This is a genomic window from Autumnicola edwardsiae, assembly GCF_031846505.1.
In the GTDB taxonomy this organism is placed as follows: domain Bacteria; phylum Bacteroidota; class Bacteroidia; order Flavobacteriales; family Flavobacteriaceae; genus Autumnicola; species Autumnicola edwardsiae.
Genome location: NZ_JAVRHP010000021.1, coordinates 31,854 through 45,853, shown reverse-complemented (window position 1 = coordinate 45,853; position 14,000 = coordinate 31,854). Strand labels below are relative to the sequence as shown.

15 protein-coding genes and 1 tRNA gene are annotated in these 14,000 nt (G+C 38.5%); 11 read left to right on the top strand and 5 right to left on the bottom strand.

Annotated features, from left to right (window positions below; all coding sequences use genetic code 11):
- The 7 genes from RM529_RS06120 to RM529_RS06090 all read left to right on the top strand — a co-directional run.
- Positions 1-501, top strand: a 501-nt coding sequence (locus tag RM529_RS06120; RefSeq protein ID WP_489752728.1) for a DUF3858 domain-containing protein, incomplete at its 5' end; no start/stop codon positions are given.
- A gap of 3 nt (positions 502-504) precedes the next feature.
- Positions 505-831 carry a nucleotide pyrophosphohydrolase gene (locus tag RM529_RS06115; protein ID WP_311483870.1) on the top strand — a complete coding sequence of 109 codons (327 nt, stop codon included), beginning with the start codon at positions 505-507 and terminating at the stop codon, positions 829-831.
- The gene (locus RM529_RS06110) at positions 832-1,101 is read left to right on the top strand and encodes a hypothetical protein (RefSeq protein WP_311483869.1); all 270 of its coding nucleotides are present in this window, start codon (positions 832-834) and stop codon (positions 1,099-1,101) included.
- A gap of 5 nt (positions 1,102-1,106) precedes the next feature.
- A complete protein-coding gene (aroA, locus tag RM529_RS06105; protein WP_311483868.1) occupies positions 1,107-2,333 on the top strand; it encodes a 3-phosphoshikimate 1-carboxyvinyltransferase in 1,227 nt (408 codons plus the stop codon).
- Positions 2,334-2,710: 377 nt separating this feature from the next.
- Complete coding sequence (gene queA / locus RM529_RS06100) at positions 2,711-3,760, top strand: tRNA preQ1(34) S-adenosylmethionine ribosyltransferase-isomerase QueA (RefSeq protein WP_311483867.1); 1,050 nt, start codon at positions 2,711-2,713, stop codon at positions 3,758-3,760.
- A gap of 76 nt (positions 3,761-3,836) precedes the next feature.
- Entirely contained in the window at positions 3,837-4,880 is a 1,044-nt protein-coding gene (gene rlmN, locus RM529_RS06095) for a dual-specificity RNA methyltransferase RlmN (RefSeq protein ID WP_311483866.1), read from the top strand.
- Positions 4,881-4,940: 60 nt separating this feature from the next.
- Positions 4,941-5,918, top strand: a complete 978-nt coding sequence (locus RM529_RS06090; RefSeq protein ID WP_311483865.1) for a polyprenyl synthetase family protein — start codon at positions 4,941-4,943, stop codon at positions 5,916-5,918.
- Positions 5,919-5,945: 27 nt separating this feature from the next.
- Here RM529_RS06090 and RM529_RS06085 read toward each other — a convergent pair whose 3' ends face one another.
- The 4 genes from RM529_RS06085 to RM529_RS06070 form a co-directional block, all read right to left on the bottom strand.
- Positions 5,946-6,179: a hypothetical protein gene (locus tag RM529_RS06085; protein WP_311483864.1), complete on the bottom strand. Its 234-nt coding sequence runs from the start codon at positions 6,177-6,179 to the stop codon at positions 5,946-5,948.
- A gap of 81 nt (positions 6,180-6,260) precedes the next feature.
- On the bottom strand, positions 6,261-6,476 hold the full coding sequence (locus RM529_RS06080) for a hypothetical protein (protein WP_311483863.1): 216 nt from the start codon (positions 6,474-6,476) through the stop codon (positions 6,261-6,263).
- Between the two features lie 46 nt (positions 6,477-6,522).
- Complete coding sequence (locus RM529_RS06075) at positions 6,523-7,299, bottom strand: TIGR03915 family putative DNA repair protein (protein WP_311483862.1); 777 nt, start codon at positions 7,297-7,299, stop codon at positions 6,523-6,525.
- A complete protein-coding gene (locus tag RM529_RS06070; RefSeq protein WP_311483861.1) occupies positions 7,296-8,561 on the bottom strand; it encodes a putative DNA modification/repair radical SAM protein in 1,266 nt (421 codons plus the stop codon). Before RM529_RS06070 ends, RM529_RS06075 begins: the two co-directional genes overlap by 4 nt.
- 274 nt (positions 8,562-8,835) lie before the next feature.
- Between RM529_RS06070 and RM529_RS06065 the strand changes: the two genes are divergently transcribed.
- From RM529_RS06065 to RM529_RS06055, 3 genes are all read left to right on the top strand, one after another.
- Positions 8,836-9,288 carry a GatB/YqeY domain-containing protein gene (locus RM529_RS06065; protein WP_311483860.1) on the top strand — a complete coding sequence of 151 codons (453 nt, stop codon included), beginning with the start codon at positions 8,836-8,838 and terminating at the stop codon, positions 9,286-9,288.
- Positions 9,289-9,335: 47 nt separating this feature from the next.
- A tRNA-Arg gene (locus tag RM529_RS06060) sits at positions 9,336-9,409 on the top strand.
- A gap of 436 nt (positions 9,410-9,845) precedes the next feature.
- Positions 9,846-11,474, top strand: a complete 1,629-nt coding sequence (locus RM529_RS06055) for a GH35 family beta-galactosidase (protein WP_311483859.1) — start codon at positions 9,846-9,848, stop codon at positions 11,472-11,474.
- A 186-nt stretch (positions 11,475-11,660) separates the two neighbouring features.
- Here the strand turns inward: RM529_RS06055 and RM529_RS06050 are convergent, their stop codons facing one another.
- Positions 11,661-13,214 carry a protein adenylyltransferase SelO gene (locus RM529_RS06050; protein WP_311483858.1) on the bottom strand — a complete coding sequence of 518 codons (1,554 nt, stop codon included), beginning with the start codon at positions 13,212-13,214 and terminating at the stop codon, positions 11,661-11,663.
- 347 nt (positions 13,215-13,561) lie between these two features.
- Between RM529_RS06050 and RM529_RS06045 the strand changes: the two genes are divergently transcribed.
- Positions 13,562-13,930 (top strand): hypothetical protein, encoded by a 369-nt coding sequence (locus RM529_RS06045; protein ID WP_311483857.1) that lies wholly within the window; start codon positions 13,562-13,564, stop codon positions 13,928-13,930.
- The last annotated feature ends 70 nt before the right edge of the window (positions 13,931-14,000 follow it).

Below are 14,000 nucleotides of genomic sequence, written 5' to 3'. Positions count from 1 at the left end.
GAGAAGTATCTTGAAAAACTGGAGAAAGGAGCAGGTGAATATTCTATTTCGGAACTTGTGGTGGAAAACAGGCAGAACGTAAATGATGAGATTAAAGAAACTTATACATTTACCGGAAGAAATCCGGTAGAAGAAATTAACGGTAAAATTTATTTACAGCCGTTCTTGTTTGAGGCCCTGCAAGAAAATCCATTTAAAGCCGATGAGAGAAATTATCCAATTTTCTTCGATTTTCCTTCTTTGCAAAACGAAGCTATTACTTTTGTTGTTCCTGAAGGTTATGTACTGGAATCTTTTCCCGAAAGTGGAATTGCACAGCTTAACGGCGGGGAAGTAAAATATACTTTTCTTGTACAGCAAAGTGGATCTGTTTTAAGTATAAGATCTACTTTGGATTTGCCAAAAACCTATTTTACGCCTGAAGATTATGAAGGATTAAAAAATTTTTATAGCCAGATTATAGAAAAGCAAACCGAAGCAATAGTTCTTTCTAAAGTTTAAATTATGAATTTACAAGACGCTCAAAAAGCAGTAGACGAATGGATTAATGAACATGGAGTGAGATACTTTAACGAGCTCACCAATATGGCACAACTTACCGAAGAGGTGGGGGAAGTAGCCAGGATTATTGCCCGCAGGTACGGTGAACAAAGTGAAAAGGAAAGCGATAAAAATAAAGACCTTGGAGAGGAACTGGCAGATGTTGTTTTTGTAGTTTTATGCCTTGCAAACCAAACTGGTGTGGATCTTCAAAAAGCGTTCGATAAAAAACTGGATTTAAAATCGAAGCGGGATCACGACAGGCACCACAATAATGAAAAGCTGAAATAGATGGGTTTTAAGAGCATTGTCTCACAAAAGAAATACTGGAAATCTGTAGTTATTCTCGGGTTAATATTTGCCGTTCTGTACAACCTTATTTCAATTCTTTTTGAATACGGTGGCTTTGCTTTTGAAGCTTATTATAACGATCATATTGCAGGCGATAAATGGCCAAGATATGTTCTGGCCCAAATTGGAGCGGCACTTTTCTATGGACTTATAGTTTCTTACGGGCAGTTTAGATCCAAAGAAAAACGAGAAGAAAATTCCGATAACTGAATTAAATGGAAATCAAAATATCACATTCTGAAAAAAACCTCTCTGGGGAATTACAAATAACCGGTTCTAAAAGCGAATCGAACAGGCTGCTTATTCTTCAGTCCTTGTTTACTTCACTTCAGGTAAAAAACCTTTCCAATAGTGACGATACGCAGGTGATGAAGAAGGCGCTGCAGTCTAAAGAAGAGGTGGTGGACATCCATCATGCCGGTACTGCCATGCGATTTCTAACTGCATATTTTGCAGCTAAAGAAGGTAGGGAAGTGGTGCTAACGGGTAGTCCGCGTATGCAGGAGCGCCCGGTAAAATTGCTGGTTGAGGCACTAAAAAGTATTGGAGCAGCTATTTCCTATGAAAAAGAAGAAGGTTTCCCGCCGTTAAGGATTAAAGGAAAAAAGTTAACAAAAGATGAGGTTGTGGTACAGGCAAATATCAGCAGCCAGTACATTTCGGCATTAATGTTAATTGCACCTTCGCTCCCTAACGGACTCGAAATTAAGCTGGATGGGCAAATTACCTCGGCACCGTATATTTCCATGACGCTGGAAATGTTGCAGCATGCAGGTATAAAAGGAGAGTTTAAGAATAACAGGATCAAAATTGAGCCTGCGGAAAGCCTGCCTGCAAAAACGATCAATATCGAGTCAGATTGGAGCTCAGCGTCTTATTTTTACAGTATCGCTGCCATTTGTGATGAGGCAGAGCTTAAATTATCTAATTATCGTAAAACCAGTCTCCAGGGAGATTCGTGTTTGGCGAAGATTTATAGTCAGTTGGGAGTGGAAACAGAACATGAGAACGATTCTATTATTCTGAAGAAAAAGCCCTGTAAAAAGCCGAAGAGGATCACTGAAGACCTTCAGAATTCGCCAGATATCGCCCAAACCATTGCCGTAACCTGCCTCGCGCTGGGAATTGAATGTCAGTTAGGTGGTTTGCATACCTTAAAAATCAAAGAAACCGATCGATTAGTTGCTTTAAAGAATGAAATTGAGAAGTTTGGGGGGAAAGTGGATATTACTAATGATAGTTTGAGACTTCATCCGGCAAAGACACTAAATAAAGACGTTTCTGTAGCTACTTATAACGATCACAGGATGGCGATGGCATTTGCGCCGCTGGCATTAAAAGTTCCGTTTAAGGTTGAAGACGCTATGGTAGTTTCAAAATCTTATCCCGATTTTTGGGAAGATTTGGAAAGTCTGGGCTTCGATGTACAAAGAGAAGGTTGAAAATTGGCAATTTTCGACCTGCAGTTTCACCACGTATTCACGAAAAATGTTTAAATGCTTCCGCAGAAAGTCCTTTCAGTGATTCTCCTGATTCTTGTCTCCTGTTTCATGGGTTCAGTTTAAGATGAGCGCTCCAAAATGGCAATTATCGACCTGCAGTTCCCACCACGAATTCACGAATTGATGTCAATTGTTTCCGCAGAAAACTTTTTAGCGAGGATACTGTTTCTTGTTTCAGTTTAAGACAAGTCTCAAAAATGGCGATTTTCGGCATTATGTCCTTCCGTAGAAATCATTTTTTAAATAAACAGCTATTTACTTGACAACCCCTATGTTGAGGTTGTATATTTGCCCCCTTTAAAAATTCAACTATGGGAATGAAACTTTCACACTTCAATTTTGAACTTCCAAAAGAACTTTTGGCTGAATATCCTTCAGAAAACAGGGATGAGGCAAAGCTAATGGTTCTAAACAGGAAGGATCAAACTATTGAACACAGGCAATTTAAGGACCTGATAGATTATTTTGATCCGCAGGATGTAATGGTACTTAACAATACCAAAGTGTTTCCTGCAAGGCTTTTTGGGAACAAGGAAAAAACCGGGGCAAGGATCGAAGTTTTTCTTTTAAGGGAATTAAACCCTGAAACCAAACTTTGGGATGTGTTGGTGGACCCGGCAAGAAAAATCAGGATAGGGAATAAATTATATTTTGGCGAAGACGAAAGTCTTGTTGCAGAAGTTATTGATAATACGACTTCCAGGGGCCGTACACTACGGTTTTTATACGACGGTTCTTATATCGATTTCAGAAAAAAACTTAATGAGCTGGGCGAAACCCCGCTTCCTAAGTATATAAAAAGAGAAGTGGAACCTTCAGACGAAGATCGTTACCAGACCATATATGCTAAGAAAGAAGGAGCTGTGGCTGCGCCTACTGCAGGATTACACTTTTCCAAGCACCTGCTAAAGCGTCTTGAAATAAAAGGAATCGATTTTGCTGAAGTTACGCTTCATGTAGGATTGGGAACTTTTAGTCCGGTGGAAGTGGAAGATCTTTCCAAGCACAAAATGGACAGCGAAGAGGCTTTTATTGAAGGGCCGGCGGTAGATACAATCAACAAAGCAAAAACGGAAAGACGAAAGGTGTGCGCGGTTGGAACAACGGTGATGCGAGCTATGGAGAGTTCGGTTTCTTCAGACCTTACCCTTAACGAATTTGCGGGTTGGACCAATAAGTTTATTTTCCCTCCATACGATTTTAGTATTGCTAATTGTATGATTACCAACTTCCATACTCCAAAATCTACACTTTTAATGATGGTTTCTGCTTTTGCAGGGCACGATTTTATGAAAAAAGCGTATGAAGAGGCGGTAAAGGAAAAGTATAAATTCTATACCTACGGGGATGCTATGTTGATCCTTTAACGGATATTAAAAGATATTTTTTAAATAAGACCTCACAGGTTTCTAAAACCTGTGAGGTCTTTTGTATTTTTGCAGCGTGAAAAATAACAAGAAAGACATACGTGCCTTAACAAAAAAGCAACTTCAGGAATTCTTTGTTTCCCAGGGAGATAAATCTTTTAGGGGAAGCCAGGTTTACGAGTGGCTTTGGAACAAAAGTGCCCATACTTTTGAAGAAATGACCAACATCTCCAAAGAGACCCGTGAGATGCTGAAGGAGAATTTTGTTATTAATCACATTCGTGTGGACCAGATGCAACGCAGCAGTGATGGTACAATTAAAAATGCTGTAAAATTGCATGACAGCCTTACTGTGGAATCTGTTCTTATTCCTACTCCAAAGAGAACTACAGCCTGTGTTTCCTCCCAGGTTGGTTGTAGCTTGGATTGCCAGTTTTGTGCAACGGCCAAGTTGAAACGAATGCGCAATCTTAATCCTGATGAAATCTACGATCAGGTTGTTGCTATAGACAACGAAAGCCGGCTTTACTTTGATAAACCTCTCTCCAACATTGTATTTATGGGGATGGGAGAACCTTTGATGAACTACAACAATGTAATGAAGGCAGTTGAAAAAATCACTTCAAAAGAAGGCCTGGGAATGTCTCCTAAAAGAATTACCATCTCAACTTCTGGTGTTCCCAAGATGATCAAAAAACTTGCCGATGACGAAGCAAAGATAAAGCTTGCCGTTTCCCTACATTCGGCTATAGATGAGGTGAGGACACAAATTATGCCTTTTAATGAGACTTTTCCTTTAAAGGATTTAAAAGAAGCACTGGAATACTGGTATGCTAAAACCCAAAGCAGGATCACATACGAATATATTGTCTGGAAAGGGATTAATGATAATCGAGCAGCGGCACAGGCCCTGGTGGATTTTTGTAAGGCTGTTCCCTGTAAGGTGAATTTAATTGAATATAACCCTATAGATGACGGGCATTTTCAGCAAGCCTCTGCCGAAGCTACAGATATGTACCAGAAGATGCTCGAGAAAAACGGAATTACCGTTACCGTAAGACGTTCCCGGGGAAAAGACATTGATGCAGCCTGCGGACAACTCGCAAATAAATCTGCCTGATCTACCGGGTTTAAAAGCGGCAGGATTTCGGTATAAAAAGTTATCTTTGCTCACTGCTTTATGAAGGTAATTTCCCAAATAAAACTTCCGGTGGAAAAGGAGATGGAACTTTTTGAAAAAAAGTTCTTTGAGTCCATGTCTTCAAAAGTTGCCCTGCTCAACAGGATTACCCATTATATTGTGAACCGCAAAGGGAAGCAGATGCGGCCTATGTTTGTGTTCCTGGTTGCTAAGATGGTATCTGGAGGTACGGTAAATGAGCGTACCTATCGCGGTGCTTCGGTAATAGAATTAATTCACACGGCCACACTTGTTCACGATGATGTTGTGGACGATTCCAATCGCAGGCGCGGTTTCTTCAGTATTAATGCTTTATGGAAAAATAAAATCGCCGTTTTAGTTGGCGATTACCTGCTTTCCAAAGGGCTCCTTTTGTCTATAGATAATAATGATTTTGATCTTCTAAAGATAATTTCTGTTGCGGTAAGGGAAATGAGCGAGGGCGAATTATTGCAGATTGAAAAGGCGCGGCGGCTGGATATTACTGAAGCCGTTTACTACGATATTATAAGGCAGAAAACAGCCACCTTGATTGCTGCATGTTGTAGCCTTGGTGCTGCATCTGTAAAGCCCGATTCTAAAGATATGACCACGATGCGCCGGTTTGGGGAGCTTATAGGAATGGCTTTTCAGATTAAGGATGACCTTTTTGATTATGGAGAGGCCAAAATTGGAAAGCCCACCGGAATAGATATTAAAGAACAAAAGATGACATTACCTCTTATTTATGTCCTTAACAATTGTTCCGGGAAAGAAAAATCGTGGCTAATCAACTCTGTAAAGAGGTACAATAAAGATAAAAAGAGGGTAAAAGAAGTCATTGAATTTGTTAGAACCAAGGGCGGCCTAAAGTATGCCGAGGAAAAAATGACAGAATTCCAGCAGGAAGCTTTGCTGCTTCTCAAAGATTATCCTCAATCCATTTACAGGGACTCTCTTGAGCTAATGGTGAATTATGTAATAGAACGGAAGAAATAGTCCTCAAAAGTTTGTTTAAAATTTATTTTATTCGATTTCTTCGTTGTGATTGGTGCGATCCAGCTCATCCAGCTCTTCTTCCAGTTCATTGTCTATCTCCTCTGCGCCTTCTTTAAGTTCTCTTCCAACTTCACGGGCATTATCTTCAATATCTTCTCCTATGGACTCCACGGCTTCTTCGGTCTTTTCCCGGGTGCTCTCACGGCAGGAATAAAGAAAAGAAGATAGAACAGCGACAACTACTAAAGTTAATTTTTTCATCTTCAATAATGTTAGGTTGAAATAAAAAGCCATTCCGGATTAACGGAATGGCTTTAAAAAGAATATTAGTTATGGTGATAATTACATATCATCAGTTCCTTCTACTTCTGCTTCTACTTCGTTACCAGCTTCTTCAGCAGTTCTTTCGATATCCTCTCCTGCTTCTTCAGCAGATTCTTCGATGTCGTCACCAATTTCTTCCATATCGTTTTCTACATTTTCTTCAGTAGTTTCTCTACAAGAATAGATAGAAAGAGACATTGTTGCTACGGCGAATAATAAAAATAATTTTTTCATTGTAAAAATTGTTTAATTAGTTGAAGTAACAAATTTAAACTATTTTTTAATTATGCAATAGGCTCTTTTCACTTAAATGTTTCCAATACCGTCTTGGCACATGCTGGAGGTGAAGCTTTAGATTCTTTCTGGATGCTATATTAGTACTGGTAAAATATTCTTTCCACAATTGCTGAAATTCTATTTCTTTTTCGCTGAACACTGCAATATTATTAGTGTTATAGTTAAAATGTCGATTAAAATCTATAGCTATTTCTTTAATTTCCTGAAGGTCAAAATATAATCCATAATTTCTTTTAAAATCGTAAATAATCCATTTTTGATTTGAATATCTTTTTCTAAAATGTTCCTGAATGAGAGGTAAAACATTAAAATCTGGTTCAATTGAGGCAAAATATAGTAGATCTTTTGTGAGCTTGAAACGTACGAAAGCTTCCATCCGGTGCTTTTCCCGCGCCACTTTTTTGGCCATTTTTGAAATTTTTAGAACGGCGGAGTGGCTAAAATCAGCATCAACTTTTTGGTTGCTCTCAAAAACGTATTGCAGGTACTTTAGCATAATCAATTCAATTCCTGGTTCTTCACTAAGAAATGCGCGGTAAAGATTCCTTCTTCCGGAAGCCGAACATTTCCTGTTAATTGCTATTGCAACCCGGGCAGCTTTAGCTTCATCTGTAATAATATTTTGTAGGTCGCTAAATAGTAATTTTGATGCTTTTTGTTCTGGTTGAATGTCAACTACTTCTAATTTTTCCTCATAAGTAGCAAAGACACAGGTAAGGAAGCCGGTAAAGCGGCCGTCATAACTTAAAACTGTTTTCATGAGTCGAAAATTGACAATTGAGGACTATAATTTTTTGCGAATTTGCTGCTGGAACTTTTCAGAATTAATCTTTTTATTTTCTCTGAAGTTAGGTCCCTCTTCTCCCATCCTTCGGAATTACATATTATAAAATATCGGGCACGGTTCTTAGCAATTCCAATATTTTTAAGATGTTCCCAGTTTAAGCTGCGATGCTTACGTGCAGCGATAATTTTATGAACAGACTTTAATCCGATTCCCGGAATTCTCGCCAGTAATTGTTTTTCAGCTTTATTTATATCTACCGGAAAGAGGTGCATGTTGCGAAGAGCCCAACTTAACTTTGGGTCAACATCTATATCCAGGTTTTTGTGTTCATCATTAAGTAACTCTCTTATATTAAAGCCATAATAACGAAGCAGCCAGTCGGTCTGGTAAAGGCGGTTTTCCCGTAGCATGGGAACTGCAGAGGTGAGGGCAGGAAGGCGGGGATCGGAAGTTACAGGGACATAGCCGGAGTAATATACCCTTTTCATATTGTATTTCTTATAAAAGTAGGTTGCGGTGTACATGATATCCCTATCTGTTTCTCCTGTGGCACCAATAATCATTTGCGTACTTTGCCCTGCCGGGGCATATTTTGGAGCTGATTTTAATGTTTTACTTTCTTCGCGGTTTCTTATTATTTCGTTTCTGACCTTGCGCATTGGCTTCATGAAATCTTCATGGTTTTTATCTGGAGCGAGAAGTTTAAGTCCGGAAACAGTTGGAATTTCGATATTGACACTCAGCCGGTCTGCATATAAGCCTGCTTCCTGCATAAGTTCATCACTTGCACCCGGAATGGATTTAAGATGAATATATCCGTTAAAATTTTCTTCCAGCCGAAGCTTTTTTGCTACTGCAATTAGTCGTTCCATAGTATAGTCAGGATTTTTAAAAATCCCGGAACTAAGGAAGAGCCCTTCAATATAATTGCGCCTATAGAAGTTCATTGTGAGGTCCACTACCTCCTGAACCTTAAAAGCAGCTCTTTTAATATCATTACTTTTACGGGTGACGCAATAAGCACAATCAAAAATACAGTGATTGGTAAGCAGGATTTTAAGTAGAGAAACACATCTACCATCTTCTGTGTAGCTATGGCAAATACCCATATTAGAAGCATTGCCCAAACCTTTATCCTTGTTTGTGCGGTTGCTGCCGCTACTCGAGCACGAGACGTCGTACTTAGCCGCGTCTGCCAGAATCGAAAGTTTTTCTTTTATCCGTTCGAAATTCATTCTTTAATAATTTTGCCTAAACTAGGAAATAATCCGATATAATGGATATAATCCATTAAAATAAATTTGATTAAATAATTAAAATCATACATAACAAGAAGGGCAATTGAAGTAACAAGTCCGGAAACTAAAATGCTGATAATGTGAAAAATTAGTTATCCTTTGGGATTAAGGCGAATAGAAAATTGATCCTGAAAGGTGTTAATTTTGGTATTGGATTTTAGTGGTGATTTTAAATATAATATTTTATCTTCGCACTCAGAAATAAGGGACTATGAGTTTACAGGATAAGGTAATGGTTGAGATGAAAGCGGCTATGCGGGCTAAAGACAGCACAAAGCTGGAGGCCCTTAGAGCTGTTAAGAGTGCCATTCTTTTGGCTAATACTGATAGTAATTCCAAGGATGGGTTATCAGAAGATGAAGAACTAAAACTTTTACAAAAACTTGTAAAGCAACGCAAAGAAAGTGCTGCTATCTATCGCGAGCAGGGAAGAGAGGATCTGGCTGAACCTGAAGAAAAACAGGCTGAAGTAATTGAGGGCTTCCTGCCAGAGCAAATGAGTGAGTCAGAGATAGAAGCAAAAATTGAAGAGGTAATACAAAAAACCGGAGCCAACGGGATGCAGGATATGGGAAAAGTTATGGGAATGGCATCTAAAGAACTTGCAGGAAGGGCAGACGGTAAGACCATTTCTTCTATTGTAAAAAGCAAATTGAGTAAATAAATTTAATCCTCACAGGCTTATAAAATTGTGAGATTAGAAAAAATAACGGCCCCGTGGCGCAACTGAATAGCGCATCAGATTTCGGCTCTGAGGGTTGCAGGTTTGAATCCTGCCGGGGTCACGAATTAAATAAAAAATCTGCAGCGAAAGCTGCAGATTTTTTATTTTAGCATACGTCATGCTTAAGAGGCGGAACCAATTGTAGTCAAAGCTTATATTAATTGGGAACTCATAAGCATCAGATAACTTCACTGACTGTATTAAAGTGGGGCTTAAATTCATTAGAGGTTTCTCCTAATTAATTTATTCAGATAAATTAACGGTGGAGTCAAAATCTAGTTTGATCCCGCCATCCAGTTCTACTTCTTTTTCTTTTACTCGATTTATGATTTTTGCAATATTGTAATTTTTCTTTCCATTTTTACGCGAAAGATAATGATATGCGGAAAAAGAATTACTTCTGTTCTTCTGATTTCGATTTTGAAGCCCTTCACAGAATTACTCTTATATTAGGTCTCTAATCGTAAAAGAGGAGAATGAACTTTTTTAAAATTAATATGAAAAAAGTACTATTTTTATTAATAGTTTTCCCAATAGTTCAGGTTCAGAATTTGACGGCACAACAAATTCCGCATTTACAGAAAGTAAGGGACGAACATCAACTAGTAGTTAGTGGAAAGCCTTTTTTGATGTTGGGAGGGGAATTGGGTAATTCTACTGCAACCACTATGGAATCTATGGAGGCTGTATGGCCGAGGTTTAAATCATTAAACCTAAACACCATTCTGGTTCCAGTTTATTGGGAACTGTTAGAGCCGCAAGAAGGAGAATTTGATTACGATCTGGTGGAGGATTTAATAATTGAAGCCAGGGAGCATAATTTAAAAATAGTATTTCTTTGGTTTGGTGCATGGAAAAACAGTATGTCCAGCCACGCCCCGGCTTGGGTAAAATTGGACCAGGAACGGTTTCCTCGTGCTAAAGGTGAAACAGGGGAGAGCCAGGAAATTCTTACACCATTTTCTGAAAAAACTTTAAAAGCAGAGATAAATGCATACAGGCATCTTTTACGACATATTAAAGATATAGATGCGGGGCACCAGACTGTTATTTTAATGCAGCCCGAAAATGAAATTGGAATGTTACCATCGGCAAGGGACCATCATTCCATGGCAAACCAAAAATTTAAAGAGGAAGTTCCTGCTGATTTACTTCAATATCTAGTCGAAAATAAATCCGATTTAAATCCTGAATTTCTTGAAATATGGAAGAAGAATGGATTTAAAAACAATGGGAGCTGGGAAGAAGTGTTTGGCGATTTACATACCGATGAAGTTTTTATGGCCTATTACTTTGCCCGGTATACAAACCAGATTTCTGCTGCAGGAAAAGAAGAATATGCCCTGCCTGCTTTTGTAAATGCAGCACTCAACCGTCCTGGAGCAAAACCTGGAGAATATCCAAGTGCCGGTCCATTACCCCACATTCTGGACGTGTGGAAAGCGGCTTCTCCAGATATCGACTTTTATGCTCCCGACTTTTATAATCCGCGGTTTAAATACTGGAACGACCTCTATGTAAGGCAGGATAACCCACTTTTTGTTCCCGAACATAATTTTGATAATACCGTGGCAGCAAAAGCACTTTACGCAATTGGTCATTATGAGGCGCTGGGATTCTCACCTTTTTCTATTGAACAAATACCGGGTCAGCCTTTAAATCATAAAGAAAAAAAGTTAGCCGAAGTTTATGAAGTTGTTCATCAAATTAAGCCAATTTTGGATAAATACAGAGGTCAGGACAAAGTTGAGGGGGTACTATTGGACAAAGAAGTAAATGAAGCAAAATTTGTGCTGGGCGATTATGAATTTACGGCTGAACATACCTTTAATTTAGGTTGGGAGCCGAATGCCGCCTCCGACGAATGGGAACCTGCCGGAGCTATAATTATTCAAACAGGAGAAAATGAGTTTTACTTTGCAGGTTTTGGTGTGTCATTAAAAATGAAAAACCTGAAGGATACCAGTGGCAGGGTAGGTATCTTAAAAACCGATCTTGGCTATTTTGAAGACGGAAAATGGAAGGTTTATCAACATTTAAATGGTGACCAGACGCACCAGGGACGACATATTCGTTCTTTTGTAGATGATGTTTCTATTCAAAGGTTTACGCTGTACAACTATTAGTAAGGTCCGTTTACCTTGAAAAAAAGTTATTACCCTTCCGGGAAGCCTATGCCTTATTTTGGCAATTTTCGACACTCGTTCTAGGGAACTTCAGTGGAAAGAAGGGCCACATAAATTAGAAATCTATAATGTCTTCAGTTGATGTTTTATTGAAACTTGTATGGATAATTCTTCAGAAGAGAAGCTTTATGAGCTGCAGGAGAGCATGGAGCAGCCTGCTTTTTTAGAAGCCCAATCTGGTCTCTTTTTAAAGAATTCGTCATGTTTTTTTGAATATGGATCCTTCAGGGCAACTCTTAATTTTTCAAAAAGTGATGATTCTCCTTTTTCCAATTCCTCAATGGCCTGGTGCAACAGGTAATTCCGAAGGACAAAACGGGGATTTGCTTTTTCCATTTTTTCACGTGATTCTTTTTCTGAAATCGTGTTTTGTTTCAATCTGTTCTGGTAATTATTTATTAATTCCAGCAAGGAGTTCTTTTCACTTTCCTCCGGAAACTCATAAAAGCTATCTTTAAAATAATTCAGGATGGATTCATCCTTAGTAAGATCTTTGGGAAGATGGGTAAGTAACTGATAGAAAATGGTCATATCTGGGTTTACAGTAGAAAGTACTTTTTCAAATTGAGCAATTAACAGTTGATCTTCTTTTTCAACTTTATCCAGTCCCAGTTTATTTGCCATCATTTCGTAATATTTTCTCCAGAAAATTTCCTCATAGAAATTCATAGCTTCTTCAAGTTCATCAGGTTGATCAAAAAGGGGAAGGAGTGCATTTCCTAATTTGCCCAGGTTCCAGTAACCTACTGAAGGCTGATTCCCAAAAGCATAGCGACGCCCGGGAAGATCTGTGGTATTGGGAGTGAACCCCGGGTTGTAATCATCTATAAACGAAAATGGTCCATAATCTATAGTTTGTCCCAGGATGGACATATTATCGGTGTTCATTACCCCGTGCACAAAACCTACTCTTTGCCATTCTACCATAAGACCCGCTGTTTTTTCTATGACTTCTTTATACCAGCGAATAATTTTATTTTCTCCGGTAATGTGGGGGTAAAATCTTTCGATAGTCCAGTCAACTAATTTCTGAAGATTATTTATTTCGTTCCTTGCAGCCAGAATTTCAAAATTTCCGAAGCGCAGGAAAGATGGTGATGTTCTCATAACTATTGCGCCGGGTTCATATTCAGGATTTCCGTTATAGAACATGTCCCTTAAAATTTCCTCTCCCGAAGAAATCAGGCTTAGGGCTCTGGTGGTTGGAACTCCTAAATGATGCATTGCTTCGCTCATCAAATATTCCCTTACCGAAGATCTTAATACCGCCCTGCCATCTGCCCTTCTTGAATAGGGAGTTGGCCCGGCTCCTTTTAGCTGAAGCTCCCATTTTCTTCCTTTATTCTCCCATTCTCCCAGGGTGATAGCTCTGCCATCTCCCAATTGCCCCGCCCAGTTTCCAAACTGGTGGCCGGCATAGCAAGCTGCATAAGGTTGCATAGAGGTAGTCACTTTATTACCTGCAAGTACTGCCACATCTTCATCATCTGGTTCTGAAATTCCCAAATCCTGAGCAAGATTTTCTGTCCAGGCGAGGAGTTTTGGTTTGGGAACAGGAGAAGGATGAGCCTTGCTATAAAGTACTCCCGGGGTTTGCCTGGGGGAAAGATCACCACTTTCGTCTCCTTTAAACTTAGACACAAATTCGTTCTTGTAATTTTTCTTAGTAAGGCGTTGCATATTTTTTCTTTTACGACAAGCAAGAGGAGGTTCTAAACACAAGAACCAATTTTTTCTTTTAAAATACTTATAATATATATAGGCAGCAATTTATACTCGGGAAAATCTGCTTTAAGCATTGATCCATTTAGAACAACTTTTGCCTTGTATGAAGTTACGCTTAGTTAAGAAAAAGTTTCAGTTTTCAAGAGTGTTATTTCGTAAACAACTGAAAATTATATAATTATACTTATTGTTTTCTTTTTTGTTATCATTCTTTTAATGATTGAAGTTAAACCTGACTAAAAAAGTTTTCCAATGGGAGCTTATGGGATATATTTATGTCATTAAACAAAACATAAAGTACTATGGCTTCATATTTAAATAAGAACGAAATTCAGGCTTCTTTGCGAATACTAATAAAGCAGTATTTGCAGGAATGCAAGAACAGTAATAAACTATGTCCGGAATTTACAGAGCTTTTAGAACATAATTTCTTGGCCAAATTTGTTGTATACAACAGGTCTGAGAGGATTATTGAAATTGGTATAGAAGATAAAGGTGATGATTCTGAAACAGTATATCCTACAATTCAGACATATAAATTTAAACTTGATGATGCGGAAGAAAAAATCGTGACTTCCTGTGGAAATGAGGATTCCGATCTTGAGTTTTACGGCCGGCTTATAAGTAGAAATAACCTAACAAAGAATAGTGAGGTTGTTTTGATGCACTAACATCTGGAATTATCTATTATCTTTAAAAAGCGGCTTTAAAAAAAGCCGCTTTTTTCATTTTAACTACTTC

Coding starts and splice junctions, on each gene's coding strand:
- RM529_RS06115 (WP_311483870.1), top strand. CDS start 505: ATGAATTTACAAGACGCTCAAAAAGCAGTAGACGAATGGATTAATGAA.
- RM529_RS06090 (WP_311483865.1), top strand. CDS start 4,941: ATGAAGGTAATTTCCCAAATAAAACTTCCGGTGGAAAAGGAGATGGAA.
- RM529_RS06055 (WP_311483859.1), top strand. CDS start 9,846: ATGAAAAAAGTACTATTTTTATTAATAGTTTTCCCAATAGTTCAGGTT.
- RM529_RS06050 (WP_311483858.1), bottom strand. CDS start 13,214: ATGCAACGCCTTACTAAGAAAAATTACAAGAACGAATTTGTGTCTAAG.
- RM529_RS06080 (WP_311483863.1), bottom strand. CDS start 6,476: ATGAAAAAATTATTTTTATTATTCGCCGTAGCAACAATGTCTCTTTCT.
- RM529_RS06085 (WP_311483864.1), bottom strand. CDS start 6,179: ATGAAAAAATTAACTTTAGTAGTTGTCGCTGTTCTATCTTCTTTTCTT.
- aroA (WP_311483868.1), top strand. CDS start 1,107: ATGGAAATCAAAATATCACATTCTGAAAAAAACCTCTCTGGGGAATTA.
- queA (WP_311483867.1), top strand. CDS start 2,711: ATGAAACTTTCACACTTCAATTTTGAACTTCCAAAAGAACTTTTGGCT.
- RM529_RS06070 (WP_311483861.1), bottom strand. CDS start 8,561: ATGAATTTCGAACGGATAAAAGAAAAACTTTCGATTCTGGCAGACGCG.
- RM529_RS06075 (WP_311483862.1), bottom strand. CDS start 7,299: ATGAAAACAGTTTTAAGTTATGACGGCCGCTTTACCGGCTTCCTTACC.
- RM529_RS06065 (WP_311483860.1), top strand. CDS start 8,836: ATGAGTTTACAGGATAAGGTAATGGTTGAGATGAAAGCGGCTATGCGG.
- RM529_RS06045 (WP_311483857.1), top strand. CDS start 13,562: ATGGCTTCATATTTAAATAAGAACGAAATTCAGGCTTCTTTGCGAATA.
- RM529_RS06110 (WP_311483869.1), top strand. CDS start 832: ATGGGTTTTAAGAGCATTGTCTCACAAAAGAAATACTGGAAATCTGTA.